At 43.1% G+C, this 26,908-nt stretch carries 19 protein-coding genes and 2 pseudogenes; 1 reads left to right on the forward strand and 20 read right to left on the reverse strand.

Annotated elements, in window-relative coordinates:
- Positions 1 to 1,443 (forward strand): reverse transcriptase domain-containing protein (locus ABE613_RS14120; protein ID WP_347376718.1); only part of this gene is annotated, 1,443 nt, incomplete at its 5' end.
- Between the two features lie 315 nt (positions 1,444 to 1,758).
- Here ABE613_RS14120 and tet(40) read toward each other — a convergent pair.
- From tet(40) to ABE613_RS14220, 20 genes and pseudogenes are all read right to left on the reverse strand, one after another.
- Positions 1,759 to 2,979, reverse strand: a complete 1,221-nt coding sequence (gene tet(40) / locus ABE613_RS14125; protein ID WP_009247026.1) for a tetracycline efflux MFS transporter Tet(40) — start codon at positions 2,977 to 2,979, stop codon at positions 1,759 to 1,761.
- Between the two features lie 50 nt (positions 2,980 to 3,029).
- Positions 3,030 to 4,949 (reverse strand): tetracycline resistance ribosomal protection protein Tet(O), encoded by a 1,920-nt coding sequence (gene tet(O) / locus ABE613_RS14130; protein ID WP_006427719.1) that lies wholly within the window; start codon positions 4,947 to 4,949, stop codon positions 3,030 to 3,032.
- Positions 4,950 to 5,315: 366 nt separating this feature from the next.
- Complete coding sequence (locus tag ABE613_RS14135) at positions 5,316 to 5,690, reverse strand: TnpV protein (protein WP_001129922.1); 375 nt, start codon at positions 5,688 to 5,690, stop codon at positions 5,316 to 5,318.
- Between the two features lie 46 nt (positions 5,691 to 5,736).
- Positions 5,737 to 6,054: pseudogene (locus ABE613_RS14140) on the reverse strand (toprim domain-containing protein); the annotation flags it as partial.
- The gene (locus ABE613_RS14145; protein WP_028086446.1) at positions 6,055 to 7,482 is read right to left on the reverse strand and encodes a CD1107 family mobile element protein; all 1,428 of its coding nucleotides are present in this window, start codon (positions 7,480 to 7,482) and stop codon (positions 6,055 to 6,057) included.
- A complete protein-coding gene (locus ABE613_RS14150; protein WP_227163109.1) occupies positions 7,445 to 7,798 on the reverse strand; it encodes a DUF4315 family protein in 354 nt (117 codons plus the stop codon). The genes ABE613_RS14145 and ABE613_RS14150 overlap by 38 nt, the downstream gene beginning before the upstream one ends.
- Positions 7,779 to 10,580, reverse strand: coding sequence for a CD1108 family mobile element protein (locus tag ABE613_RS14155; protein WP_028086444.1), 2,802 nt, complete (start codon positions 10,578 to 10,580; stop codon positions 7,779 to 7,781). Before ABE613_RS14155 ends, ABE613_RS14150 begins: the two co-directional genes overlap by 20 nt.
- A gap of 18 nt (positions 10,581 to 10,598) precedes the next feature.
- A complete protein-coding gene (locus tag ABE613_RS14160) occupies positions 10,599 to 10,709 on the reverse strand; it encodes a hypothetical protein (RefSeq protein WP_008688066.1) in 111 nt (36 codons plus the stop codon).
- A 16-nt stretch (positions 10,710 to 10,725) separates the two neighbouring features.
- Positions 10,726 to 13,182: a VirB4-like conjugal transfer ATPase, CD1110 family gene (locus ABE613_RS14165; protein ID WP_172674968.1), complete on the reverse strand. Its 2,457-nt coding sequence runs from the start codon at positions 13,180 to 13,182 to the stop codon at positions 10,726 to 10,728.
- Positions 13,064 to 13,528, reverse strand: coding sequence for a PrgI family protein (locus tag ABE613_RS14170; protein WP_028086441.1), 465 nt, complete (start codon positions 13,526 to 13,528; stop codon positions 13,064 to 13,066). Before ABE613_RS14170 ends, ABE613_RS14165 begins: the two co-directional genes overlap by 119 nt.
- Positions 13,529 to 13,551: 23 nt before the next feature.
- Positions 13,552 to 14,421, reverse strand: a complete 870-nt coding sequence (locus tag ABE613_RS14175) for a VirB6/TrbL-like conjugal transfer protein, CD1112 family (RefSeq protein ID WP_114002798.1) — start codon at positions 14,419 to 14,421, stop codon at positions 13,552 to 13,554.
- Positions 14,422 to 14,433: 12 nt separating this feature from the next.
- A pseudogene (locus ABE613_RS14180) lies at positions 14,434 to 14,532 on the reverse strand (Maff2 family mobile element protein); the annotation flags it as partial.
- A 148-nt stretch (positions 14,533 to 14,680) separates the two neighbouring features.
- The gene (gene ltrA / locus ABE613_RS14185; RefSeq protein WP_096240995.1) at positions 14,681 to 16,567 is read right to left on the reverse strand and encodes a group II intron reverse transcriptase/maturase; all 1,887 of its coding nucleotides are present in this window, start codon (positions 16,565 to 16,567) and stop codon (positions 14,681 to 14,683) included.
- Between the two features lie 719 nt (positions 16,568 to 17,286).
- Positions 17,287 to 17,418: a Maff2 family mobile element protein gene (locus ABE613_RS14190; protein ID WP_081019507.1), complete on the reverse strand. Its 132-nt coding sequence runs from the start codon at positions 17,416 to 17,418 to the stop codon at positions 17,287 to 17,289.
- A gap of 180 nt (positions 17,419 to 17,598) precedes the next feature.
- Positions 17,599 to 19,398: a VirD4-like conjugal transfer protein, CD1115 family gene (locus tag ABE613_RS14195; RefSeq protein WP_347376719.1), complete on the reverse strand. Its 1,800-nt coding sequence runs from the start codon at positions 19,396 to 19,398 to the stop codon at positions 17,599 to 17,601.
- On the reverse strand, positions 19,395 to 19,955 hold the full coding sequence (locus ABE613_RS14200) for a PcfB family protein (RefSeq protein ID WP_347376720.1): 561 nt from the start codon (positions 19,953 to 19,955) through the stop codon (positions 19,395 to 19,397). Before ABE613_RS14200 ends, ABE613_RS14195 begins: the two co-directional genes overlap by 4 nt.
- A complete protein-coding gene (locus ABE613_RS14205; protein WP_347376721.1) occupies positions 19,955 to 20,731 on the reverse strand; it encodes a phage antirepressor KilAC domain-containing protein in 777 nt (258 codons plus the stop codon). Before ABE613_RS14205 ends, ABE613_RS14200 begins: the two co-directional genes overlap by 1 nt.
- Positions 20,732 to 20,738: 7 nt before the next feature.
- Positions 20,739 to 21,017: a hypothetical protein gene (locus ABE613_RS14210; protein WP_347376722.1), complete on the reverse strand. Its 279-nt coding sequence runs from the start codon at positions 21,015 to 21,017 to the stop codon at positions 20,739 to 20,741.
- The gene (locus ABE613_RS14215; RefSeq protein WP_287777798.1) at positions 21,004 to 21,168 is read right to left on the reverse strand and encodes a hypothetical protein; all 165 of its coding nucleotides are present in this window, start codon (positions 21,166 to 21,168) and stop codon (positions 21,004 to 21,006) included. Before ABE613_RS14215 ends, ABE613_RS14210 begins: the two co-directional genes overlap by 14 nt.
- 93 nt (positions 21,169 to 21,261) lie before the next feature.
- A complete protein-coding gene (locus tag ABE613_RS14220) occupies positions 21,262 to 26,505 on the reverse strand; it encodes a SpaA isopeptide-forming pilin-related protein (RefSeq protein WP_347376723.1) in 5,244 nt (1,747 codons plus the stop codon).
- Positions 26,506 to 26,908 lie beyond the last annotated feature (403 nt).

Consider the following 26,908-nt stretch of genomic DNA (forward strand, 5'->3'; position numbering starts at 1 on the left):
GAGAACTCCAACGGGTTCCGCCCGAACCGTTCCGCTGAGACTGCTATTGCGCAATGCATGAGGCTGATACAGGTACAGCATCTGTACCATGTGGTTGACCTCGATATTAAAGGCTTCTTTGACAATATCAGCCATACAAAGCTGATTCGTCAGATATGGGCATTGGGAATCCGGGACAAAAAGCTGTTATGCATTATAAAAGAGATGCTGAATGCACCTGTTGTTCTGCCAAATGGGGAGAAAACATATCCCGCACGGGGTACCCCGCAAGGAGGTATTTTGTCGCCATTGCTTGCAAACATCGTATTGAATGAACTGGATTGGTGGATTGCCTCACAATGGGAGGAGATGCCAACAAAAACAAAATTCAAAACGAGGAGCAATGCGCAGGGAACAGAGATTAAGAGCCACGCTTACAGGGCTCTGCGCCGGAGCAGATTAAAAGAGATGCATGCAGTTCGGTACGCAGATGATTTTAAAATTTTCTGCGCAACACATGAGGATGCTGTCAGAGCATACAAGGCAACAGAGTTATGGCTAAAGGACAGGCTGGGGCTGGAAATCAGCCCTGACAAATCCAAAGTAGTAAATCTCAAAAGACAGTATTCTGATTTTCTCGGGTTCAAGCTGAAAGTCCGTAAAAAGGGTAAGAAATATGTGGTTCGGTCTCATATGAGCGATAAAGCATACAAAAAGGCTCATGAAAAAGTCTCGGAAGAAGTAAAGAAACTGGCTCATTCGTCAGATGATAATGCTCAGTTCATGCAGCTTCAGAAATATAACTCTGTAGTTGCTGGACTTCATGAATACTATTGTATTTCTACAGAAGTATCCCATGACTTCAGCAGACTTGCCTTCAGTATCAACAAACAGCTCAGAAACAGACTGAAAGGCGACTTATCCAAAAAGGGACAGCTCAGAAATGGGTTTATTAAAGAAAAGTATGGAGCAAGCAGACAGATGAGGTTCCTTCATGGACGTCCGGTGGTTCCACTGGGATATGTCCAGTCAAAGAATGCCCAGCATAAAAGGAAATCCATCAATAAATATACGGTCAAAGGTCGGGAACAGATTCATAAGAATCTTGCAATCGACACAGCGACAATGTTATGGCTGATGAGAAATCCTGTAAAGGGCAGAACCATTGAATATGCGGATAACCGTATTTCTTTGTATGCGGCACAGTATGGTAAATGTGCAGTGACAGGAATTCCGATGGATTCCCACGATATTCACTGCCACCATAAAGTGCCGGTTAGCAATGGCGGTTCGGATGAATACGCAAATCTTATTCTTGTCAGCAAAGCGGTTCATATCCTTATCCATGCTTCTTCAGAACCTACGATTGAGAAGTACCTGAAATCCTTAAATCTTGACAATAAACAAATAGAAAAGCTTAACAAACTTCGTACTATGGCAGAAATGCCACCTATTATTCTTTGAATTTAATGCTGTAACGAAGTGTGTAAGTTGTGTTTAAAAGCCCTGGACGGCTGAATTCGATGGAGCGCCGTGTGCGGTGAAAGTCGCATGCACGGTGTGGAGCGGGGGAAAATCCGGAGATAACTTCAAAGGATTACCTATCGCTATCGGGTGCGAATGCTCATGTACGGTAAAGTATCACAAGAAAATTATGTCGAATTGACAGCCGCCTCCGCTATACCGAATAAGGAAATAAAGAGTCCTCAAATTTTGCGCTACTAAATGAAGACGAGCGGAAGTAATCTCCCGCTCGTCAGTAAACTTAACTATGCCATATCAATCCCGCTTCTTTCCCGCCACCGGCACTAAGAACAGCGCGGGCAACAGCAGGAAAGCGGTACAGACCAGCCCCCAGGGTATGGACACCTGCTGGGCTACCAGCCCCACAATAGGCCCGCCGATGATCTGCCCGAAAGAGTCCAGCTGTCCGCTGGTGGAAAAGACTGTGGCGCGCATTTTCTCATCCACATGGTCGTTCATCCAGGCGGCCAGCACAGGCTCCTTGATGGTGCGCATAAGCCCCGCCAGCAGGAACACCAACAACATGAACCAAAAGCTCCGCCCCACCGCGAAGAGAACCAGGCACAGGATATACCCGGCGCTGGTGGACATGACCACACTGGTTCGGCTGACAGTCCCTTTTTTCTCCATGCGGGCGATGAGCAACTGAGAAGCCAGAATACCTAAGCCGCTGCCGATAAGACTGATAACACCGAACCAAGTGACGCTGTTCAGCGGCCCGATAACGGGTATTACCGTGTCATCCAGAAAATGAGCGGTGGAGAGCCGGTCAAAGCCTTCACTGGCAAGTCCCCCGCATAGTGTGATTGCTAAGAGCGCCAGCAACACAGGTGCGCCTTTCACAAAGCCCAGGTTGAGCTTGAACAGGCAGACAAAGTCTTTAAGCAAGCCCTGCCGTTCCTCAATAGCAGGGGAGAAGTTGGTTTCTGGCATGATGCGAACCAACACCAGCCCCAACAACAAGCACAAACTGCCCCCCAAGATGACAGGCATTTGCAGGTTTATGTTTCCCAGCAGTGTGCCCAGCACCACGCCCAGAACGCCGCCGATTTGCCCCATTTGACTGCCCCGCAGGAACACCTTGTCTATGGGTTTGTCCTCTTCCTCCGAGGCAATCCACGCCTCCAGAGCGCCGGTGATGAAGGTATCACCGCAACCCCAGACAACCTGGGCCAGCAGAACCGGCGCGAACCACGGTAGCGCACCCTCCATCAGAAAGCCCAGGCCGTAGAGGAACATTCCAATCAGCACCGAGCGCCGACGGCTATACAAATCCGCCACCACACCGGTGGGTATCTCGAACAGAAAGCAGGAGGTCTCCAGAACCGTCCCTACCAGGACAAGCTGGAAAGCATCCAGCTGCACCACCTCCAGGTGGTACACGATGGAAAGCACTGTGGACATAGAAACCGCCAGGGAACAGACAAATCGGAACAGCAGGTAGACAGAATATGCCTTTGAATTTTTAGCAAACATGAAGTTACATTCTCCTTTCAAATCTCATTTTATATGACTTTTGCAAGCTGTTAAGCTAACTTGTGGAACATATGCCGAACCTTATCTATACGGCTATTCGGGCGGCGGGGTTGGCAAATAAATTTACCAATAGCTGGCTGGTATCCTTTTAACTCTGTCAAGCAGACTCCCTGCCCATTTGTGAAATAAGTTAAATCGTTCCTGTATTCTTGAATACATCTAGCAGGGATTTCTCCTTTCAGAATGACCTCGTCATTCTTTATCTGAGTACTTACAATATCTGCACAATACCTTGGAGCATCATGATACGCCCGTGAGAGATATTCCTGCGGTGCATAAATTTCAAAGTGGAGATATGGCTCTAATAGTTCTGTCCCTGCTTTTTTTAAAGCCTGCTCCAATACGATAGGGGAAAGCAGCCGAAAGTCTGCGGGGGTACTTACAGGACTATAATACAATCCATATTCAAAACAGATTTTACAGTCTGTCACTTTCCATCCATACAGCCCCTGCTCGCAGCCATAAAGAACCCCCTCCATAACCGCATTTTGGAACGATTGATTTAAATATCCAAGTGAAACTCTGCTTTCATACTGCACTCCGCTTCCAATAGGGAGCGGCTCTATGGACAACCCGACAGAAGCCCAGAAAGGATTTGGCGGGACTTCTATGTGGATGGTATATTCTGCTTTTCTAAGCGGTCTTTCCATATATATAACAGTAGGCTCTTTTATTTCTGCCTCCACATGATATTTTTCCTCAAGGATGGCACAAATGACTTCCATCTGCACATTCCCCAAAAAAGATAACATAATCTCATGTGTAACAGTATCAATGTCAAAATGCAAAAGAGGGTCTGTATCAGCAATCTCTGCGAGGGCATTTAACAGGGCTTCCCTTTGCTCCGGCTTTTGCGGCTCTACCGTTGTCCGAAGTAATGGCATGGGATTATCAATCCATGTTTTGTGAGGCAGGAGTTTTTCATTTCCCAGAATGTCGTTCAGTTTCAAAGTATCATCAGCTAAAATAACAATTTCTCCCGGACAGGCATGGTCAGCCGGGACGATTTCACCGTTTGTCGGAACACACATCTCTGTGATTTTTATTTTCTCTTTTTCAGATATTCTAATAACATCCCTCAAATGCAATGTTCCGCTATATATACGCACATAAACAAAACGCCGCCTTTTCTCTGAATATTCAATCTTAAAAACCTGCCCGCATAGTTCAGATTGACCTTCAGGCGTTGATGAATAAAATTTACTGGCAATTACTTCTATAAGCTGCCGAATCCCCAGATTGTTTTTAGCGCTTCCGTGATAAACGGGAAATAACGTTCCGTTTTGGAATCTCCTGTTTTCTTCCTGTTCCAGTTCTGACATTTTAAACGGTTTCCCTGACATATATTTCTCTAATAGTTCATCGTTTCCCATAATTACCGCATCCCACTGTTCCATATCGTCATTGTCCGTTACATTTATATGGGGATGCTGCCCAACCTTTTGCTTCACTATAATTTCCGAAGAAAGCTTTGCTTTCATTTCCCGATATACCATTGGCAAATCAATCCCCTCTTGGTCAATTTTATTGATGAAAAAAATTGTCGGAATCTTCATTATCTGTAGTGCATGAAACAGTATACGGGTCTGTGCCTGTATGCCATCCTTTGCAGAAACTAATAATACTGCTCCGTCTAATACGGATAAAGAACGGTATACTTCCGCCAAAAAATCCATATGGCCTGGCGTATCTATAATGTTGACTTTTACATCCTCCCACTGAAAAGATGTCACTGCTGTCTGGATAGTGATTCCCCTTTGACGCTCCAAATTCATTGTATCTGTCCTTGTTGTGCCTTCATCTACGCTCCCTAGTTCTGCAATTGCACCACTGGTATACAATAAACTTTCCGTTAATGTTGTCTTTCCTGCGTCAACGTGAGCCAGAATGCCTAAGTTAATTATTTTCATGTGATTTTCCTCCTATCAACACCCAAAAAAGGGCATAAAAATACCCAGTGATAAATACTCCTATCACTGGGTAAATAACTCCAATAGCCCCAAAACACTTATATGTTTTCGGGCATATAAAATTACATGATAAAAGTATTCTTAAACTGGGTACAAAAAACTAAGCCCCATATTAAAAGTGAAACGGGACTGCTACTTTTTGTTCCCACTATCAAATTGACAGTTTATTTAAGAATACCTTGCCGCATATTTATTAACTCCTTGTATAATACTGAATCTAATTATATTCCTTAACCCTTTATTTGTCAAGCTGACAAACTAAAGCAGAAAAAGCGGCAGGATTTCCCCCTGCCACTAATCATCTGTTTATGCAAAAATAATTTCCTTTTCCACAATCTCCCTCGCACAAGCCCTTATGTTATTGAGGCATCCTGTCCATTCTAAGGCGTTTTCTGCCTTTAGCTGTTCCGTTATGCCCTGTGCCTGTTTCATACCCTCTATGAGCCTTTCAAAGCGTTCCTGTGCCTGTCTGTTGATGTCGGCAAGGTAGGCGTTTAGCCTGCCGCTTGTAAGAAGATTGGTGTATGTAACTTTACGGTACTGTTTTAGATAATCTAAATGCCGTTGCCCCCAGATGCCTATTGCCTGTTCTTCTTCGGCGGGTACAGTTAAGCACGGTATCAAATAATCCCCTTGCCTTTCGTATTTGCCGCCCAGTTCCTCAAATAATGATTTTGCCATTGTCTGTTACCTCCACATTCTTTTTTATTTTGAATGTCCGCAAAATCCGTCCTACATCAGTGGCACAGATCACTTCATCTACTTTGGAATCTCTCATAAGTTTCTTTAAGATTCCAAACTGCTTTTTCGTACCTTCCAATACCTTATGTTTCCAACATTCTGGCACAATCGGCAGATCATCATATCTCCATTTTTTATATTTTTCATCGTATTCCGATGCATCACATAATCCAACTAGATGTCCTACGCACCAGGAAACGATATAACCGTTTCCCTCCACGTAGCCATCTTTTCTTGTTCTGGCTCCAAGCACGGAAGCCAGTGCCATCGCAACCGATGGCTTTTCTGCAATCACTAATTTCATTTACTCCTGCTCCTCTTCTTCATCTTCTAGTACCTCATCATTGAAATCTTCATCTTTCAAAACTTCTGTCCCTGCATTTTCCTGTTCTTCCTGCTCATCTGCATCGTCTACTTCCCGTTTTTCTGACTCTGAATCTTCGGATTCATTTTCATCCTCTTCCATCTCATCTTCATCATCATATTCATGTTTCGGTTTGTAGACTTTCAAGTAATAACCACCTGCCGCAGCTCCAACAGCAACCAATCCGATCAGTAGATAAGTCCCTGCCAAACTTTTGTCTTCTGGCATCTGAATTTCATCCTCTACCTTATCTTTCTCATCTGTCTCTGTCGTTTCCGGCTTTTCTTCTTCAGCCTGTTTCTCTGGTTCTGCATAAACAATATCTACTTCCGGAAGTGTCACAGAATCAGAAAGTGTGAAGTTCATCAGGTCTTTCTCACTGACTTCGGTAAGGAAATACACATTATCCTGAGATTTTGAATTGTCGATGATCAGATAAAAAATCTTACCACTCTTAGTTGAAATGGTATAAAACTCTTTTGTGCCTTCCGTAGCTGTTTTGGTAACAGAATCTGCTGTCTCGCCTTCTTTATTAAGCTGTTCCTCAATACCTGTCACTGTCCGATCATCCACAGTTCCTTTTGCATCTGTTGGCTCAGAAGCCTGTGCATCCTGCGGAAGTGGTGAAGTCGTTGTTTTCTCAGTCCCAGTTGCATCTGCACTGGTCGTGGTTGCCATCGCACCATTGCTGTCACCTGAAGTTTTCTGTTTCTCTGCCTGCTTCTTTGCCCATTCATAATAAGGATTCTGCAACACATACTTTTCAGAAGTATTTCCGGCACCATCCGTTACCGTGATTTCAATCTGTTTTGTTGTAAAATCTTTCTGTGTCAGTTGCACTCTCAGCATTCCATCCTTCAGATCTGTATAAGTGGTGCCATTAACTGTCACAGAAGTAATGCCGGAAACGGTATCATTTCCCTGAATCGTCAGTACACCATCTGTCAGAGATGCAGAAAGCGTAGGCTTTTCTGTGTCATAACACTTAATAGAGCGATTCTGCTCATAGACCTTCCCCTCACCATCTGTCACACGCACATAGACCGTCTGATTACCAGTAATGGAAATACTTCCATTCCCTGTCACATCCTGCCAGCTTCCGTCTTTCCCAGCTTTCGCTTCAATTTTTGTGATAGAAAATCCTTCTGGCATATGACTGGCATCCACAGTAATTGCGACTGCCGTTTCCCCCTGTCTCCAGCCATCTGGCTTTTCAATCGTAATTGCGGGTGCTGTATTCTCTGCCGCTAACACACTCTGTGTCTGCAACATAGGCGATGTCAAGCAAAGAATCGTTGTTGCCGCAAGCAATCCTTTTTTCACGCTATTTTTAGATTTCTTCTGTTTCATCTTCTCTAAATTCATCATCAGACCTTGTTTCCTCCTTCTGTATTTCTACCCTGCCGGGCAGTTCATTTTTCATTCTCTTTTTGAAAGCTTCCAGCTCTGGAATGCTCATATCCATTGCACGGATAATTTTTACAATTTCCAGATTTTCCGCTTCTGTTTTTGCTATCTCCGCAGCCTTGAAACGCTTTAAATCTGCTTCATATCTGGCTTTGGATGCTTCCATTTTTTCCTTGGCTTTCTCATAATCTGCCGTTGCTTTTTCAAGACTTTTCATCGCTTCTCCTTTCCGGACGGCTGTTACACCGCCCTTTTCCTTACCATCGTCCGAATCCATAGAAATGACTCTGCCAGTATGGAGAGTTGATGGACGTATACTGCACCGGATGCCCACAATGGATCATCTGACCATTGCCCACATAGATTCCGATATGCGTTACCGGAACTCCTGCATCGTAAGTACCTGTAAAGAAGATCAGATCTCCTGGCTGTGCTTCTGACTGAGATACCGGCGTACAAATGTCATACAATCCCTGTGCCGTTAATCTTCCTGTATTCCTTACACCTGAATGTGTCAGGCAGTAACTTACGAATCCAGAACAGTCAAATCCACTTGGCGAATATCCACCCCACACATACGGTGTCCCAAGATATCTCGCTGCTTCATTTAACAAACGCTGTGCTGCTTCACTGGTATATTCATTGCCGCCAAATCCTGCCCCTTCTCCTGTTTCCAGATAAAAGATCGGGTTTAACCGCTCTCCATTTTTCAGAAGTTCAATGTGAAGATGGCTTCCTGTAGAATTTCCAGTATTTCCTACAAGCCCTATCTCATCACCTTTCGTGACGGATGCTCCTGCAGATACACTCCGGCTGCTTAAATGTGCATACCGCAGTTCATAGCCTTTACTGTCCTTGATCACAACATAATTGCCATAGCTGTCGTTATAAGCAGAAGTTGTAACCGTTCCGGTCAGCCCTGCCATTACTTTTGTCCCTTCCGGTGCTCCGATATCCATACCATTATGAAGCTGATTTGCTCCTGATATTGGATGAATCCTGTATCCATAATAGCTGGTCACACTGGAATACCAGTTAAAATCAACCGGTGTTGCAAACATCTGCAAGTTGCCTTTTGTATCGTTGTAGGCACTGAACAGTTCTTTCTGGAAAAATCCCAACCTGTCCTGACAGATTGACATCAGGTTTCCACTATTTAAGGTGACATTCAGCACATCTACATCTCTTGTCCTGGTCACTTCCACTTCATTGCTTCCATTATCATCTGCCAGATAACATTCCCATGTTTGATGTCCATGTGCAGATGCTGCCGCATGACTGTCATAATAGACATCAAACTGTACACCGTATCTTGCGAAAGCTCCGGTATCTTCTACAGTATATTCGACACCATTCATAACTACCTTTGTTCCCATTGGTACAAACGGATTGGAAGCATCTACCGCTAAGGTATGATTGGCAGTTGGATATGCTCCACTGGCAGTCGGTCCTCCGCTCCAAATACCACAACAAATTGGGCAGTTACAATACCCACTGGTCACAACCTGTCCCAAAGATTCTCCAACTCTTACAGTTGCTGTCTCTGTCACAGTCTCATTGACTGCTTCTGTTTCTAACCGATACTGCAATGCAAAAAGAGCATCCAGTTCTGGCTTTACCTGTTCAAAGGTAAATTCTTCATACTTTGCTGACAGATAACTGATCAGGATAAACGGATCATGCTCAATAGGTCCGATGTTATATCGGTATTCCTCATGTCCCGGTTCTTCAGATTCCATGTTGTTGATCCGCTCCTGCAGATTAGCTTCCAGCTGTGTATAATACAATTCCGCTTCCCGGATTGCCTGATCCGATGACAGATAACTGGTCCCTGTGTAAGTGATTACATTTTGTAAAAACACTGCAGAACATGACGTGACATTCGTTATGATCAGAAACATCAATCCGATCAGAACTGCTACACTGATATACACCTTCCGATTTTCTTTAAAGAAGTTGGTGACCTTACCGCCAATCTTCTTAATATAATCAATCGTACCTTTTGTAGCTGTTCCTACTGTCTGTTCACTTCGCTTCGCTTTGGCATAATCCCATTTGATCTGTTGCTTCTGAATCTGTTTTTTCAGCTTCTTCTGCTCCTGATGGGATGCAGCCTGTGCCTGTTTCTCTTCCTGTCTTTCAAGTCTGCTTCTTTTTCTGGATGCCCACTGTTTCCTGCGTCTGGCACTTCTCTGTTCCAGCCGGTAAACACCTTCGCCGCTTTCTTCTAACTTATGGGCACCTTCTACCGCCGCATTATCGTCTTCATTTTTGCTGATCTCACGGTGCAATGCTACGGAAGTTGCACTTCCTGCTTTCTTGACAACAGAAGTTTTTTCTGTTTTCACAGATTCCCCTTCACCAAACTTCAAACGGGATTTTTTCTTTCCAGGAGTTTCTCCTTCATTTGCCTGATAGACCTGTGCTTTCTTGGAATGCTGCTTTGCTTCCTTTTTCTTTCTTGCTTCTTCATAAGAAAACTTTTTGGCTTTTTCTTTCTGTTTCTGATGGCGGAAATTGACTCCATCCGTATCCATCTGGTTCAATTTCTCCATATCTTTGTCATTTTTCACAGAAGCACCAGTTTCCTCATAAGCAAACTTCAAACGTTGTTTTTGTTTTGGCTTTTTGCTGCCACCTGTCTGATTTCTCCGGCTGTCTCCTCTGTTTTCTGATAGATCAGCACGTTTTTCTTTCAGTCTCCCTGACTGTCCGGCTTCGGATTCTTCTGCAAGTCTGGATTCTTTTCCGACTTCAGCACGGATTCTTTTTCTATTTTGCTGTTTACTACTCTGTCCAAAATCCTCACTTTGCTTCTCTGTCCGTATCAGTTCCGGTGCATCTCTGGATTTTTGCACAGAGGGTCGAATATTTTTCCCACTCCGTTCAGACTGGCGGGGAGACTTATCCACAAGGTTTTCTTCTTTTTCCCCCTGTTTTCTTCCCATCTGCACATCACCGACACGGTTACTGACACGAACAGAAGATTTATCTGTCAGGTTTTCTTCCACCAGACCATCCTTGGTCATCTTCTGGACTTTCTTGTCCCTGACTTTCATTCTCTGTTCTGCCACTGATTACTCCTCCTTCTTCGGATACCCTTTCCCTGCCTGTAATAAACAGAGAAAAGCGATGCCAAAAACAGCACCGCCACTAAAAGTTAATACATATGAAATTGCTCGTAACATTGTTTTCTCCTTTGTTTTAACCTGCTTCAGAAGTCTCCTCCAAGCGGGTTGTCATGATTTTATAGAGGGAATTCTTCGGGAATCTGTCTACAAATGGGATAATGACATTTCCATAAAACAGAAGTCCTTCACCCTCATTACTGTTGGTTACATAGGACAGCTGGGTTGGTGAGATATTCAGCTGTTTTGCCAGAATCTGCCTGTCTCCGGAAGCCTGGTTCAGCATATAAATAAAATCTGAATTTTCAAATATATTCTCGATTTCCCTGGAAGACAGCAAATCCTTAATATTCTGAGTGATGCCAGTTGGAATACCACCCCATTTACGGAATCGCTTCCAGATCTCCACACTATAAGCTGCAGTCTGTTCCTCTTTTAAGAGAAGATGGAACTCATCCACATAGTATCTGGTGGACTTATGGGCAGAACGGTTCATCGTTACCCTGTTCCAGACCTGATCCTGGATTACAAGCATCCCGATCTTTTTCAACTGCTTACCAAGCTCCTTGATATCAAAACAGACAATGCGGTTATTGATATCCACGTTTGTCTGATGATTAAATACATTCAGAGAACCTGTAACATAGATTTCCAACGAAGTGGCCAGTCGCTGTGCTTCCGGCTCTTCCTGTTTTCTCAGAAGGTTATATAAATCCTCCAGGATTGGCATCTTCTCCGGCACTGGATCGGCAAGATATTCCTGATATACTAACCGTACACAGCGGTCAATGATGGTCTTTTCTACCGGCTCCAGTCCATTCTTTCCTCCAACAATCAGCTCACACAAAGACAGAATAAAATCTGCTTTCAGTGACAGTGGATTATCTTCCTCGGAATAGTTCAGGTTCAGATCCATTGGATTGATATACTGGTCAGATACTGGCGAAACCCGAACTACCTGCCCATGCAGTGCCTGCACAAGTGCCGAATATTCGGCTTCTGGATCACAGACAATGATATCGTCTTCCGTAATCAGGAAGCAGTTTGTAATTTCCCTCTTTGCTGAGAAGGACTTACCGGAACCAGGTGTACCAAGAATCAGTCCATTCGGGTTCTTCAGACGTTTCCGATCAACCATGATCATGTTGTTGGATAATGCATTTAATCCATAATAAAGAGCTTCCCCTTCCTGAAACAGTTCCTGTGTCGTAAATGGCACGAAGATCGCTGTTGAAGATGTGGTAAGCCCTCTCTGAATTTCAATTCGATTGACTCCCAGTGGAATACAGGACATGAGTGCTGCTTCCTGCTGATAATCCAGTTGTTTTAAAGAACAGTTATATTTCTGTGCAATTCCCTGCACCTGGAAAATATTATTATCCAGCTTCTGACGCTTCTTTGCGGTATTCATTACCAGAAATGTCACAAGGAACATTCTCTCATTTCTGGACTGCAGATCTTCCAACAGGTTCTTCGCCTCTTCTCCATAGGTTACAAGGTCTGATGGAAGCACGTCCATATCATAACCGGAACGTACCGCCCGTTTCTGCTCTTCAATCTTCATCTTATCCAGATCTGAAATCTTGCTCTTGATCATTTTGATTGCTGAACTCTGATCAATGGACTGGATATGAATGTTGACATTGATGCTGTCATCCACATCCAGGAAGTCTGCAAGCATCCGGTCTGTCAGCTCCGGTGCAAGAATCTGCAGGTAACTCACACTCCCCATCGTTCTTCCCATCATAAATGTCTGATTCTTGGAAAAGTTAAAGGAAGTCGGTGCAATAAAATCTTTGGTCTTTAATCCGGTTTCCGGCAGCATCTTATACTGGAACTTAAATGGTTCAATCCGATCCTGGTTGAACACATGATATAGAATCTCCAGCCTTTCCAGACCATTTAGTGAATGTGCCTGTGCTCCCAGGACCTTAAAGTTGTTTAAGATATCTGTTTCGATTCTTTCAAGCCTTGGTCTTGCCACCTTCAGGCTTTCTGCTTCGATTCCAAAAGTGATATACTTTGTCTTCACCAGACCATTATTTCCTTTTGAAAGCTGATTTTTCAACATAGTACGGTACTCATCACGAATGGCATTGAAGTCATCGTTCTGATCAGGAATGTCAATGCTTTTCTCAAATTCTGCCACATCCACCTGCTGATTGATAAAGGACAGCTGCACACTGATGGAAGAATCAAAGTAATTTAAGAAATCACAGTAATTCTCAAATATCGTGGTCTTATCCTCATTTAAAGCAAGCTGATAGTTGATGTCATAAAACTGAATCGTCTTGGAGAAAAAGTTCTTTGTCACCTGGCAAATACCATCCTGCAGCATCCGAATATACGGAATACTCTGCTGCGCAGTTGTAGGAATATTTTTCTGTTTCCTGCGGTCCCGTTCCTGCTTCTTCCTACGCTTTTCCTGTTCTCTTTCTTTTCTGCTTTTTTTGTTTCTTCTTTCCTGACGGTTTCTTTTTTCCACCAGGGACAGACGCTCCTGCTGAGCCTCCTGCTTTGTCTTTTTTGCCATCCGGCACACCCTCCTTTTTTACAAGGGTGGAAATCTCCTGATAAAAATTTTCTGTCTTATATGGTCTTACTGACGGACAGATAAACTTCTGTCGAATGATATTTGCCACCACTTTTTCAAAGGGAAGCCCGTCTTTTTCATACATTGCCATGAAGAAAAATGGAAGCATGATCGTTACCATCAGGATGGCTGCGATACTGGAACCGATTGGTTTTCTCATGAACAGATAAAACGGAATTCCCACTACTGCGGCAAGTGAAAAGAAAATCAGCTGCCGTTTTGTCAGATTTAACGCTACTTTTGTTTTGACCTTGGTAAGGTCTTTTGGTACTGGTACATACGCCATGGTATGCGCTCCTTTCCTGCCCGCTAATGGGCATTGAATATTGATTTGCTAAGGCTTCCGGTCTTGAATAATGAAAATGCAAGAATCACGGTATAAGCCGCTACTGAAAACATTGCTGCATGAAGGTCACTGGATATGGTCATTGCATTTACTAAAACTGCATAAATTCCCACACAGACCATCATGAAGAATCCCTGAAATGCCAGTGCGAACAAGCCTTTTAAATAGTTGTTTCCGATATTGCCCCATTCCTTATTGGTCATGGTGGCAAACGGAATTGGTGCTATAGAAGTATAAAGGTAAATCTCTATCATTCTTCCGTATAAAATAACGGTTATAATGATCGACAGAATCCGCATGGTAATACTGATCAGCAGCGTTTCCATGGATAACAAGAACAAATCCCCCAGTTCCATATCTTCCAGTGCATCCACAATCCTTGTGATTGCTTCCGATGCGTCCACTGCTGTGTTTCCGGAAATTACTCCGGCGGCATTGGTGACCACATGCTGGCCAACGTCAAAGACCGCCATCGTGATATTGAACGTATTCGTCACCAGATAAATGGCTACATACGCCTTAAAGATCCAGAGGAAAATGTTGTAAGTCTCAAATTCATGGAAATTGTTTTTCTGCGTTACCATCGTAATCAGTTCATAGCACAGGACAAATGTGATGATCAGTCCCGCAATGGGGACAATCACCGTTTGGGAAATGTTCTGGATCAGATTGAAGATTCCGGCATTCCATCCCTGCGGTGTCTGTCCCACCTGCCCGGCTATGGTTCCCACCTGCTCATTGACAGACGTGAACATGTTATCCAAACAGGACTTGATAAGCCCGATCAGGATATCCTTTATCGCTTCCGTAATTCTCTCAATGATGGTGTTCATCTACCACTCCTCTTAAGAGAACAATGTTGCCAGCTGTGGAATCAGGGTAGTTCCCAGCAGCATGATTCCGGCACCAGCCATCAGCTGTTTGATGCCCTGGCTCTTAGCACCGGATAGCGATAGGTAATCCTTTGAAGTTATCTCCGGATTTTCCCCCGCTCCACACCGTGCATGCGACTTTCACCGCACACGGCGCTCCATCGAATTCAGCCGTCCAGGGTTTTAAACACAACTTACACACTTCGTTACAGCATTAAATTCAAAGAATAATAGGTGGCATTTCTGCCATACTACGAAGTTTGTTAAGCTTTTCTATTTGTTTATTGTCAAGATTTAAGGATTTCAGGTACTTCTCAATCGTGGGTTCTGAGGAAGCATGGATAAGGATATGAACCTCTTTGCTGACAAGAATTAGATTTGCGTATTCATCCGAACCACCATTGCTTACCGGCACTTTATGGTGGCAATGAATATCATGAGAATCCATCGGAATTCCCGTCACTGCACATTTACCATACTGTGCCGCATACAAAGAAATACGGTTATCCGCATATTCAATGGTTCTACCCTTTACAGGATTTCTCATCAGCCATAACATCGTCGCTGTGTCGATTGCAAGATTCTTATGAATCTGTTCCCGACCTTTGACCGTGTATTTATTGATGGATTTCCTTTTATGCTGGGCGTTCTTCGGCTGGACATATCCCAGTGGAACCACCGGACGTCCATGAAGGAACCTCATCTGTCTGCTTGTTCCATACTTTTCTTTGATGAACCCATTTCTGAGTTGTCCCTTTTTGGATAAGTCGCCTTTCAGTCTGTTTCTGAGCTGTTTGTTGATACTAAAGGCAAGTCTGCTGAAGTCATGAGATACTTCTGTGGAAATACAATAGTATTCATGAAGTCCAGCAACTACAGAGTTGTATTTCTGAAGCTGCATGAACTGAACATTATCATCTGACGAATGAGCCAGTTCCTTTACTTCTTCCGAGACTTTATCATGAGCCTTTTTGTATGCTTTATCGCTCATATGAGACCGAACCACATATTTCTTACCCTTTCTACGGACTTTCAGCTTGAACCCGAGAAAATCAGAATACTGTCTTTTGAGATTAACTACTTTGGATTTGTCAGGGCTGATTTCCAGCCCCAGCCTGTCCTTTAGCCATAACTCTGTTGCCTTGTATGCTCTGACGGCATCCTCATGTGATGCGCAGAAAATTTTAAAATCATCTGCGTACCGAACTGCATGCATCTCTTTTAATCTGCTCCGGCGCAGAGCCCTGTAAGCGTGGCTCTTAATCTCTGTTCCCTGCGCATTGCTCCTCGTTTTGAATTTTGTCTTTGTTGGCATCTGTTCCCATTGGGAAGCAATCCACCAGTCCAGTTCATTTAATACGATATTTGCAAGCAATGGCGACAAAATACCGCCTTGCGGAGTACCCCGTGTGGGATATGTTTTCTCCCCATTTGGCAGAACAACAGGTGCTTTCAACATCTCTTTTATAATGCATAGCAGCTTTTTGTCCCGAATTCCCAATGCCCATATCTGACGCATCAGCTTTGTATGGCTGATATTATCAAAGAAGCCTTTAATATCGAGGTCAACCACATGGTACAGATGCTGTACCTGTATCAGCCTCATGCATTGCGCAATAGCAGTCTCAGCGGAACGGTTCGGGCGGAACCCGTTGGAGTTCTCACTGAATTTTGCTTCACATATCGGCTCCATGACCTGCAAAATACATTGCTGTACGATCCGATCTACGATAGTTGGAATTCCCAGAGGTCTGGTCTTTCCATTGGGCTTTGGTATCTCCACTCGCCTTACGGGTCGTGGATGATAATTACTGAATTGTTTCCGTATGAGACGGACGTATTCTTCCTCGCTTAACTTTGCAAGGTCGGCTATCGTCCTTTTATCCACTCCCGAAGTATCACTTCCTGTATTCTTCTTTATCGTTCTGTATGCAAGCTTGATATTTTCTTCACTCTCGATGATTTCCATCAGATGGTTGAAGGTTTTATCTTTCTTACTTTCTGCATACAGCCTGTCAAAAGTACCTTCCATGTCGTAATACTCTGAGTTGCGGATTTTTCTCTGTTTACTTTTCCTTTCTTGCTGCCCCGAAGTCAACACAGGCATCCTCTCCCTTCGGTTTGGATTTTCTTTGTCATACTCGAAGCTGTGTTTGTTGTGTTTTCATTTTCATTGCTGAATTCGACTTGTGGCTATCCCTCCACCGCTTACTTATTCACGGCTTCATAGGTACTGTGCCACTACTCTCACTGGAATAAAGAATGGTTATTGCCCTCTCGCGAAGGTATTCCCATCCACCACATCACTGGCTTGCAACCGCCTCCGTGTCCCCAGCTTTCCACGTTCCGATATTCCTATCATTGGATATCTTTAGGTTCTTCCTCTAAGCCTGTATCTGGTCATGCATAACCGCACCGCCTGTAACGATGCATGGACTTTCATAACAACCAATTTTACTTGCCCACAGATACCACCATGAAAGGTGTACTGCCTTTCGACAGCATCAACGTTTAGACTCGTACATTCGGAATTTCGTCAGTATTTTCATACATTCTCACCATGGATATCCGACCCCCGGCATATAGGCAACACCATCCACCTCTGGACAGCTTTCGTGTCTGGCCTGAAAACCAGTCTTACGATTGCTCTCTGCCGACTTCACCGAGCTCTATAAACTTTTGGAGAGAGCCGTTGCATGCTCCCCGCCATTCGGAGTATTAGGGTGGCGCTTCGGGACGTTACCCCCTCATTTCACCCATCGGAATATCAGTTCTCCAAAGTTTCGGGCTACAATTGCCCTTCGACTTTGTGCGTAAGCTTTTCACTTACGAACGTGTCGCACGATTGTCATTGCCATATCCTTCCATCAAATTGATTACACCCCATACACCAAGTCCGGCTCCGATGGCTACAACAAGGGTCTGTAAGATATTGATCGCTGAACTAAAAAACGCCATATGTGATATTGAAACTGTAGATTTTCAGGCTCTATCTACAGAATCTCTCCTTTCCAAATTTAGTATTTTTGAGCCATATATTGTGTGATCTCCCCTTAGCAGGGAGCTCGGATCCTAACACTCATTGCTGAACCTCCTGCCAAAAGGCATAAAAAATACCGCTTATCATAAGCGGATGGTTTACTCATCTATTTCATCTTCTGCAGCAAGGGCTGCGACGTCTGCCTCCGAAACATTACATTCATACATTTCAAAGACCATATCTTTTTTCAGAATCAATTTGTGTTCGAGATACTTCTGGATGTCAAATTCATTCTTCTTATCGTAATCGGATAATTCCTTATATCGTTTGTGTTTGGTAATATCGAACTTATCACTTAAGAACGGGCGCACACCCCGAAGCTGCAAAATACATTTGTTTCCATCCATGACCGCAAGCTCATCCTTGCTCATCAGCTCCTTTCCTGTCTTTTGATAGTTCAGTCCATAAGAACGATTACTTCCTCTTGTATCAGAAGTGTTATATAGATCAATGGTTTCCTTTCCAAGAATCTCCGAGATTTCTTTTAAAGTAGAACTTTCCTTGCCGCCAAGGAACAGCATGGTATCACAGTTTCCTTCAATTGTTTCCGCAGCATCCTTATAGATGGTCTTTAGCTGTGATCTGGACTGCAGAATAATAGAAGCAGAGATTTCTCGGCTTCGGATGGTTGCAATCAATTTGTCGAATTTTGGAATTTGACCAATATTGGCAAACTCATCAGCCAGAATTCGCACATGATATGGCAACCGACCTCCATGCTCATCATCCGCTTTATCACACAACAGGTTAAATAACTGTGTGTACATGATGGCTACCACAAAGTTGAAAGTATCGTCGGTATCTGAGATGATAACAAACATTGCTGTTCTCTGATCTCCCAGCATATCAAGCTCCATCTCATCGTATTCCATCAGATCTCTCAACTCCTGAATGTCAAATGGAGCAAGCCTTGCACCACAGCTGATCAGGATAGACTTTGCTGTTTTTCCTGCCGCCAGCTTATATTTGCGATACTGGCGCACTGCAAAGTGTTCCGGATTTTCAGCTTCCAGTTCCTCAAACAATTCATCCACCGCATTTTTAAATTCTTCATCTTCCTCCCTTGTCTCACTGGCATTGATAAATTCAAGCAGAGTAGAGAAGTTCTGTTCTTCCGGTGGGGCTTCATACCAGATATAGCCAATCAGGGCACTGTAAAGGAGTTTTTCTGCTTTCACCCAGAAATCTTCGGTGGATTTTTCTCCTTCTCCTTTGGTATTTGCAATGATCGTATTAACCAGTTTCAGGATATCTTTCTCGCTGCGAATATAATGAAACGGATTATAATGCATGCTTTTTTTGAAATTGATCGTATTTAGTACTTTGATGCGATATCCTTCATTCGCAAGCATCTTGCCACACTCCACTAGAATCGTACCCTTCGGATCTGTGACCACATAAGATACGTTCTTGGGCATCTGCATCAGATTTGGCTTTACATAGAACCTTGTCTTACCAGAACCGGAACCACCAATAATGATGACATTCTTGTTTCTTGCATATTTCGGATGTTTTGGTCTGGAATTCATGGTAAGTCTCTCTGTCTGGGTCAGTAGGACATTATTTTCAAACACCGGGTCTATGAATGGTTCGATGTCTTTTGAGGTGCCCCATCTGGCAGAGCCATATTCTTCTCCCTGACGAAATTTCTTTGCATTCTTTCCTTTGAAATAAACAACTGCCCAGATAAGTGCTGCTCCAATAATACCTGCAAGCAGATCATACAAATGAAAACTTGGCAGAACATTCGTAAAAGCAAGCTTATAATTCATCATCATGACACCAAATCTTTGAACTGCAGTGCCTCCCACACAATGTCTGTACAGCCAGGCACCTTTATCCACAAAATAGAAGAGGATGATGTAGGGTATCCACATAATTATCTTCTTTCTACTCATCGATCCTGACCCCTATCCTTATTTTTCTGTTTCACTCTTTGACGATGCTTTACCTTACGCTGCACTGTCTTTGCAAGTTTTTTCTTCACAGAAGGCTTTTTAACTTTCTGCTTCATGGATACACCGGCATATTCTTTAAAAGCTGCAGTCATTACATCCACATCTTTTGCTTTAAAAAACACCATAAATCTAGGTGGATCTGTACTGACATCTTTTTTCAGGCTGTAATCAATACCGTACTTTCGGGCAATTCTTTCAAATGATTTGATGTTATCATCTGTAATCGGAATATTGGTAAGCTGAACTCCCTGATTCATGAGCTGTTTCATAGTCTGCTTGCCTCTGGGCTTTTTTGCTTCCAGTTTTTTCTCTGCTTTATCTCTAGCCTTTACTTTGATTTCTTCATTTTTCGACACGTTTTTCTTCTGGATCTTTAGATTCTTTCGTTTTTCCATGTCATTCAAATACTTTCGCATAGCTGCCTTTAACGTATTGGCAGTGATGCGCCCAGCCTGAATGCAAAGATTCAATGTTTTATCATTTACTTCATCCTGCACTATGAACTCCCCCTTTCAATCAGAGGCAAGATACCTCTTTTTTCTTTTAGTTCTTCATATAAGAACAATCTGCCTTTTTGTGTCCATTCCGTCTGCATACGCACCAGACAGGTTCCATCCCCTCTCGGAATCGTAATGGTTCTACTGTGCACGTATCCATGTCCCTGATAGTTAGCATATAATATCCACTGATCATTCACTTTATATTGGATTTTCATATCATGGAGAAGGCGGTTAAATTGAATGGCGCTCATCCCATAATCCTTAGCAATCTGCGTGGTCAGAACCAGAGACGGAGATTGAAGAATCTGTTCCAGATAATTCGCCTTTGGAGTCAGTTCTTCTAACATCATCTGTTGCTCCATTACCTGATTCTGCATTAACAAACATTGATCTCTAAGTTCCTCCACGGACTTATTTGCAATTTGCAATGCTCTTGCCATAACCTGTTCCGGTGAATTCCACGCTTTTTCCACTTCCAAAAAATATTTGCGAATCACTTTTCCTACAGGTGTTCTAGCCAGCATGCAGATTTCTTTCGCCATGTCGATGGACAACTCATGATCTACTATTTCTCTGCAGATTTTTCGATTACCCTCGAATTGAACCCGGTCAATTTTGACCGCCTTGAAATCCATGCCCTCTTCAAAACCATAACTACACATCCTTGGAAACCAATGACGATACTCTGTATGAACACCCAATCTTTCGTGAAGCTGCCTTGCTGATACAGTCATTTCATTTGTTTCCGTATGGACCTGAATCATACTATTCATTGCGGGTTCACCTGCCTTTCTTCTGTCTGATCTCCATCAGTAATTTTGCAATACAATAACCAATACAGGGAGAATGTCTGCCATAAGGACAGTTCTTACAATTACCTGTATCTTCTGGAAGTTCTGTTCTATCCGGCAGAAGATAGTGGCATGCATTTAATTTGCAGCCTTTCTTTCTGCTGATCCAATAGTGACAATATACGCAGGACCATGGTTTTTCTGGGTGATATTTTCTTCCCGTAATAGCAGCCTTTGGATCTACGATATCGTTTCTATCGTTTTTCATGCAATCTCTCTCTTAGAACAACTTCCTCTGTTCTTTCATCTCCGATGCCCCAGAAATCATCGTCATCACTTCCAACCTTAGCGGCACACCATAATGCAAAGCTGCAAACAACAGCAACGATACCACCAGTAATCGCAATTGCTTTCCACATATTGTTTTCTCCTTCCGAAATAGAAAATGGATGCCTGCAATCTCGGTCTTGAAATCACAAACACCCATTACTATCTCTATTTATAAATGTTTCTTAGTTGCGTTTTTTCTTTCTTTTCAGTGCGTATACAGCACCAAGACCACCAAATCCCAGAGCCAGAAGCCCATACCATAAGGCAATGTTTCTGTCATCACCTGTTTTTGGAGTAGAAGGTGTCTCAGATGGTCTGGAAGGTTTCGCCTCATCCACCATTGTTACATGCTGTACTTCGGCAATATCCTTCACTTCAAACTGTACATCATTTGCTACCAGATATCCTTCCGGAGCAGTTTCCTCACGGAGCGTATATTTACCGATTGGAAGCATCTCGATGTAGTGTGGATTGTTTGTGGATGTCCAGCTTTCCACTACCTTTCCTTCGGAATCAAGGATAGTAAGTTTGGCACCCGGAAGTTCTTTTCCGGCAATGTCCTGCTTAGAGATCTCCACCTTTGTCACATCATCCTTCATTTCCACTTTCTGGACCTCTGCGGTATTCTCTATCGTAAACTCGATACTTTCTGCAGTAACATAGCCATCTGCAGGCTGTGTTTCGATGAGTGTATAGTACTTTCCGACCACAAGCTCTTTGATCACATGGGCGTCTTCTGTGGAAATCCATTCGTCCACAAGTTTTCCGTCTTTATCTACAACCTTTAATTTGCACCCAGGAATCTCTTTCCCTGTTGTAATGTCGGATTTTGTAAGTTCTACTGTGGTAGCTTCATCTTCAAATGTGAAGTTTTCTTCTACAACAGCCTGATCTGCACCGACATACTCGAAAGTGAATTCCTGTACTTCTTCGGCATTGACAAATCCATCCGGAGCATGAAGCTCTTTCACATAATAAGAAGCATCGATTGGAAGATCTGCGATAAAGTTTATCTCTCCATTTGCATCTGTCGCTTTCAGTTCGATGATCTCATCTGCTTCGATCAGCACTTTGCCAGAAGCAGATACGATATCCTCTTTTGCGAACAATCCGAATATACCACCTTCTAATACACGGTCCGTATTTTTCTCCTTTTTCAAGATATGGATGCTTACCGTCTGTCTGTGGTTCTGCCAGTCTTCATCGTAAATGACAACAGGGGTATTCTGGTCACGGTAAGTCAGGTCCACAACCACCGGCTCTTTGTCCAGCACATAACCGTGGGCAGTCGCAACTTCCTTCACATAGTAGATGCCAAGTGGAAGATTATCTAATGTTGCAACACCGGTCTCATCTGTAGTGATCGTTGCCACCAATTCATCTGCTTTGTAGTAATCATCGCTGACACCATCTGCAGCTTTGATGTCTTCCTTGGCATATACTTCAAAAGTGACATCGGTAAGGCTTCCTGTCACATAATTAAAAATGTGCTCTACAAAACCTTTCATCTTATCAATCAAAGTAACACTATCAAGGAATTCACCCTTTTTATTTACAATGAGTTTTGCCACCGGCACTTCATCAGTCATCTGTACTTTCTGAATTTCTGCAGTATCCTCGATTGTAAACTGAATCTCATTTGCTACCAGATATCCATATGGTGCAAATTCTTCACGGAGAGTATACGTTTCACCTACATGAAGTTTTTTGATCACATGTGGAGCATCTTTATCCGATGTCCAACTGTCTACAACATTGCCTTCACTGTCAGTAACCGTGAGATATGCTCCGGAAAGCTCCACACCTGTAGTAGCATCGGCTTTTGTAATCTCAACAGTAGTAGGCTCATTTTTCTTAATGGATTTCAGTTCCACTGTCTGTACTTCCTGTCCCTGATAAGAAGCATCAAAGGCAAGTACTTCATCAGAAGAAACATATCCAAGTGGAGCTTTTAACTCTTTCACATAATATTGTCCAAGCGGAAGATCTAAGGTACAAACTGCCTGTCCATCTTCACCGGTAGTCATTTCCTGAAGGAGAGAGTCTGCAGTTACGAGTATATTGCCGGATCTGTCCTTGATATCCTCAGCATTATAAATTCCAAATACTGCACCTTCGACAACATCACCGGTTTCTGCATCCTGCTTTTCAACAGTAATCGACACTTTCTGACGTTCGTTGGTATAGGTCATTTCATCAAAAATGACTGGGGTATTCTGATCCGCATAAACAAATTCAGAATCCTGAATCGTAGTGTTTAATACAAAACCATCGGTTGCCTTGGTTTCTTTCACATAGTATTTTCCAAGCGGAAGATTCTTAACCACAGCTTTCCCTTCTTCATTGGTAGCTACATTTGCCACCAATGCATCCTTTGCAAAATAGAGTAATCTGTTTCCGTTTTCATCCACTTGGTGATCTGCAGTGTAGATATCCTCAGCTGCATATACTTCAAATTCAGCACCTTCAAGCCCTTTCATCTCATAATGGAACTCTCCATCGTAAGATGTGAGCATTTCTCCCTGTTTGTAAATGGTCAGCTGTCCTTTTACCGGATGGTTCTCATATTCTACTGTGATGATGGCATCACCACTGACAGAATCCATGAGAAATGCTGTATTCGTATCAACTGCAACCGTTACAAAATTGGGGTTTAAAGTATAGCCCTCTGGGGCAGTCACTTCCTCAATTCGATAATTTCCGGGTCTTAAGCTGTTTGGAAGAATAAGATATCCGTCCTTATCCGTAAAGTAAGATTTATGAACCTTTGTTACAGGGTAGGTTGTTACCTGTTCCACATATGCATTCTTTGTCAGATCAAACACTTTGAATTCTGTCTTAGGAAGAAGCACCGTCTTTTTCGTCTCATCATCTTTCTTTACGATCTTAAGCTTTGCTTTGAATTCGTTATCCAAGAGAACTCTCCATACCTGTGGGGTATTTGGTTTGTGCTCAGATACAACCACCTCAAAATCATCCACCGGATCAAAATTGTGAAGAGAAGTCGTTTCTTTTACAATGTATGTTCCGTATGGAAGCGGAATAGAACAAGCATATCCCTTCTCATCCGTAAACATCTCTGTCTTTCCATCTGCAGTGATCACGACTGGTCTGGCAGAAGTAAAATCATAGCTTCCATCAGCATTTACCTTAAGAGAACTCTTTAAGTATGCAGAGAATCCAACTCCCTTTAAGAGATCCGCATCGGTCTTACCGTTGTTGGCAGCTTTGATCAGCTGGAATGGCTGTTTCATCACATCTTCTTTTGAAGTTGTATGACGCTCAATAACCGGAACATTTGCACCTTCATAGCTGCAGTCAATATCATGTTCTGCAGTATCGATCAGATATCCGGTCGGAGGTGTCAGCTCCTTCACATAGTATTTTCCAAGATAAAGATCAGAAACAGAAGCTTCTCCGTTCTTATCTGTTTTCAAGGAAGTAATCAGTGTACCGGCTTTATGAATCACACCGGTAGTTCCATCCGGATGAACAATGTCCTCACGGGCATATAATCCATAGACTGCATTCTCTAATGTGGCATCTCCCTGTGGAACAGCTCCTGTTTCAGAATCCTGTTTTGTCAGTTTGATGGTTGCTCTTACTCGATGATCGGTTACATTCTTTGTGGTTGTCTTTCCGATATTCAGTGCCACATTATAGGATTTTGTATCGATCACATATCCAGCAGGAACAGAAATTTCTTTCAGATAAACCACTTCCTGCGTCTTTTCAATCGTAACTTTAGAAGAACCGTTTTTATCTGTTGCAGGCATCTGTGTGATCAGCTTTGTACAGGCTTCATCACTGTAGATACCATAAACTGCACCAGCAAGAGCATTGGATGTCTCACTGTCTTTCTTTGTAAGTAAAACATAACACTCTTTTGTCCAAGTAACTTTGAAATCCACATATTTCTCATTCCCAACACCTTCTCCAAACACAAGTGCAAGATCCTGTGTACCGGAACCGGTGGAAATCTTATATGCGGAATATTCTTTGTCAATGGAACCTTTCATAGTTGCAGAGAAGGTTGCTTTCACATCCTCTGCTTGTGTAAGAGGTGCCTGCAGATAAAACTGTGTTCCTCCACTAATCTCTACACTGGCACCTGCGGCACTTGTCTTTCCGGTAGATACATTTACCAGCTTCACACCTGCAGGAAGCTTGAATGTAATGGTCTGTAATGTGTCTGCCTTAAAAGTAATGGTCTTTGTTCTCTGAACATTTCCTTCCACGTAGGCTTTGACATTATCATCAGAAAAGCTCATGTCTACATCCGGGATGTCCGGCATGCTTACGCAGTAGTTGTAAAGTTCTTTTGCAAGACTCCTTCCAGTTGCATTTGTTCCGGAATCCCAATCAGAAGAACCATTGGCATATGCTGCCGCAATATGGGTAATGATAAACCTTTTACCAGTCGAGAAATCTGGATGCTTCTCATCGAAGAATCCATTCTCATCGCTTGCCTTTGTTCCGTAGTAACAAACCTTTGCAAGTGTTTTTCCATCACTCAGCTTTGTAATAGAATAGGTTCCATCATCCGGACCAGTCTTACTCGGCTGTACACAATATGCCGTAGCCTTGATTCCACCCCATGTCACATAGTAAGGAGCAGTAATGTAAGAACCCAATCCATAGTCTGCATAGTGATACCAGCTGCCTCTTGTAATGGATACACTCTGGCTTCCTGTTGCTGCAAAAAGCATTGGCATCTCAAAAGTAACGGTTTCTCCTACCTCTAATTCTGCAAGATTTACATCCTGTTCCACAGCTTCCTCTAATACTTCTGAAAGAGAAGTGCCTGTTTCCGGATCTACAGTTTCCTGATTTTCGGTAGATTCGATTTCTGCATCAAAAGCTTCGTCCGTAATCTGTTCTACATCATCAGGGACAACACTACTTTCCGAGTCTGAGTCATCGTCTTCCGTTGTTTCTTCTGTAGTTCCACCACCCGAATCATTTTCCGTAGTTGTCTGAGAAGAAGCTTCAGCTACTGTTTCAGAACTTGCTTTTTTCTCTTCCTTAACTGTGATAGTTCTGCTGATCTGATATGTCGGATGATCTGTCTTCTGAGGTTCTACATAATAGACAGCTTCGTATGAATCCTCATGATCCGTAGTAAAACTTTCGCCCTCATCATTCATCGCTTTCTGGAATTTTACTTTGACTTTATCGTTGCCAGGAATCTCAATGCCTGAGAAGTCCACCTCAATATCAAATGTGCTTCCTACACTGACTTCGTGATCATGAGCGACAACCACTTCATCTGCATCAAGCATGTCTGCAACATCCTTATATAGCGGAACTGTTCCGTCGGACGGTACTTCTGCTGCAAAGCTTGTTACCGGCTGCATCATTGTAGACAGTACCGTAAGAGTTGCCAGAAATCCTGACATAATTCTTTTTGCGTTTCCTTTTCTCATTTCTTAAATCCTCATCTTTCATAAACTTGATTATCAGCTACAAAAGAAAAGTTCCTATGTCTTTTTCATTTCCTTTTTCCTCACTTTCCTAAATTTGTACTGTGGGATAGATTGATAACAGCACATAAATGTGGCGGTATCTGTTCCGAAGAGCAAACACCGCCACATGGCATCTGCTGTCATCCTTCAAAATCGAATTCAGACAACATTTTTATTGATTTAAGTTTTGAGCATTTTCCTGTTTTCTTTCCCAGACCCGTTCCTGTTACAGTCTCTTAACTCCGTAACGTTTTCTCTGAAAAGATACGCAGCTTTTCGCTCTATGCATATTCAGATCAGGTATCATTCTGGGCAGGCTATGAAGTTGTCAAGGTACGAGAGGTTTTACCCCCTTATACCTATC

Origin of the sequence: Dorea chungnamensis (assembly GCF_039832125.1) — a bacterium.
Lineage (GTDB): Bacteria > Bacillota > Clostridia > Lachnospirales > Lachnospiraceae > JAFBIX01.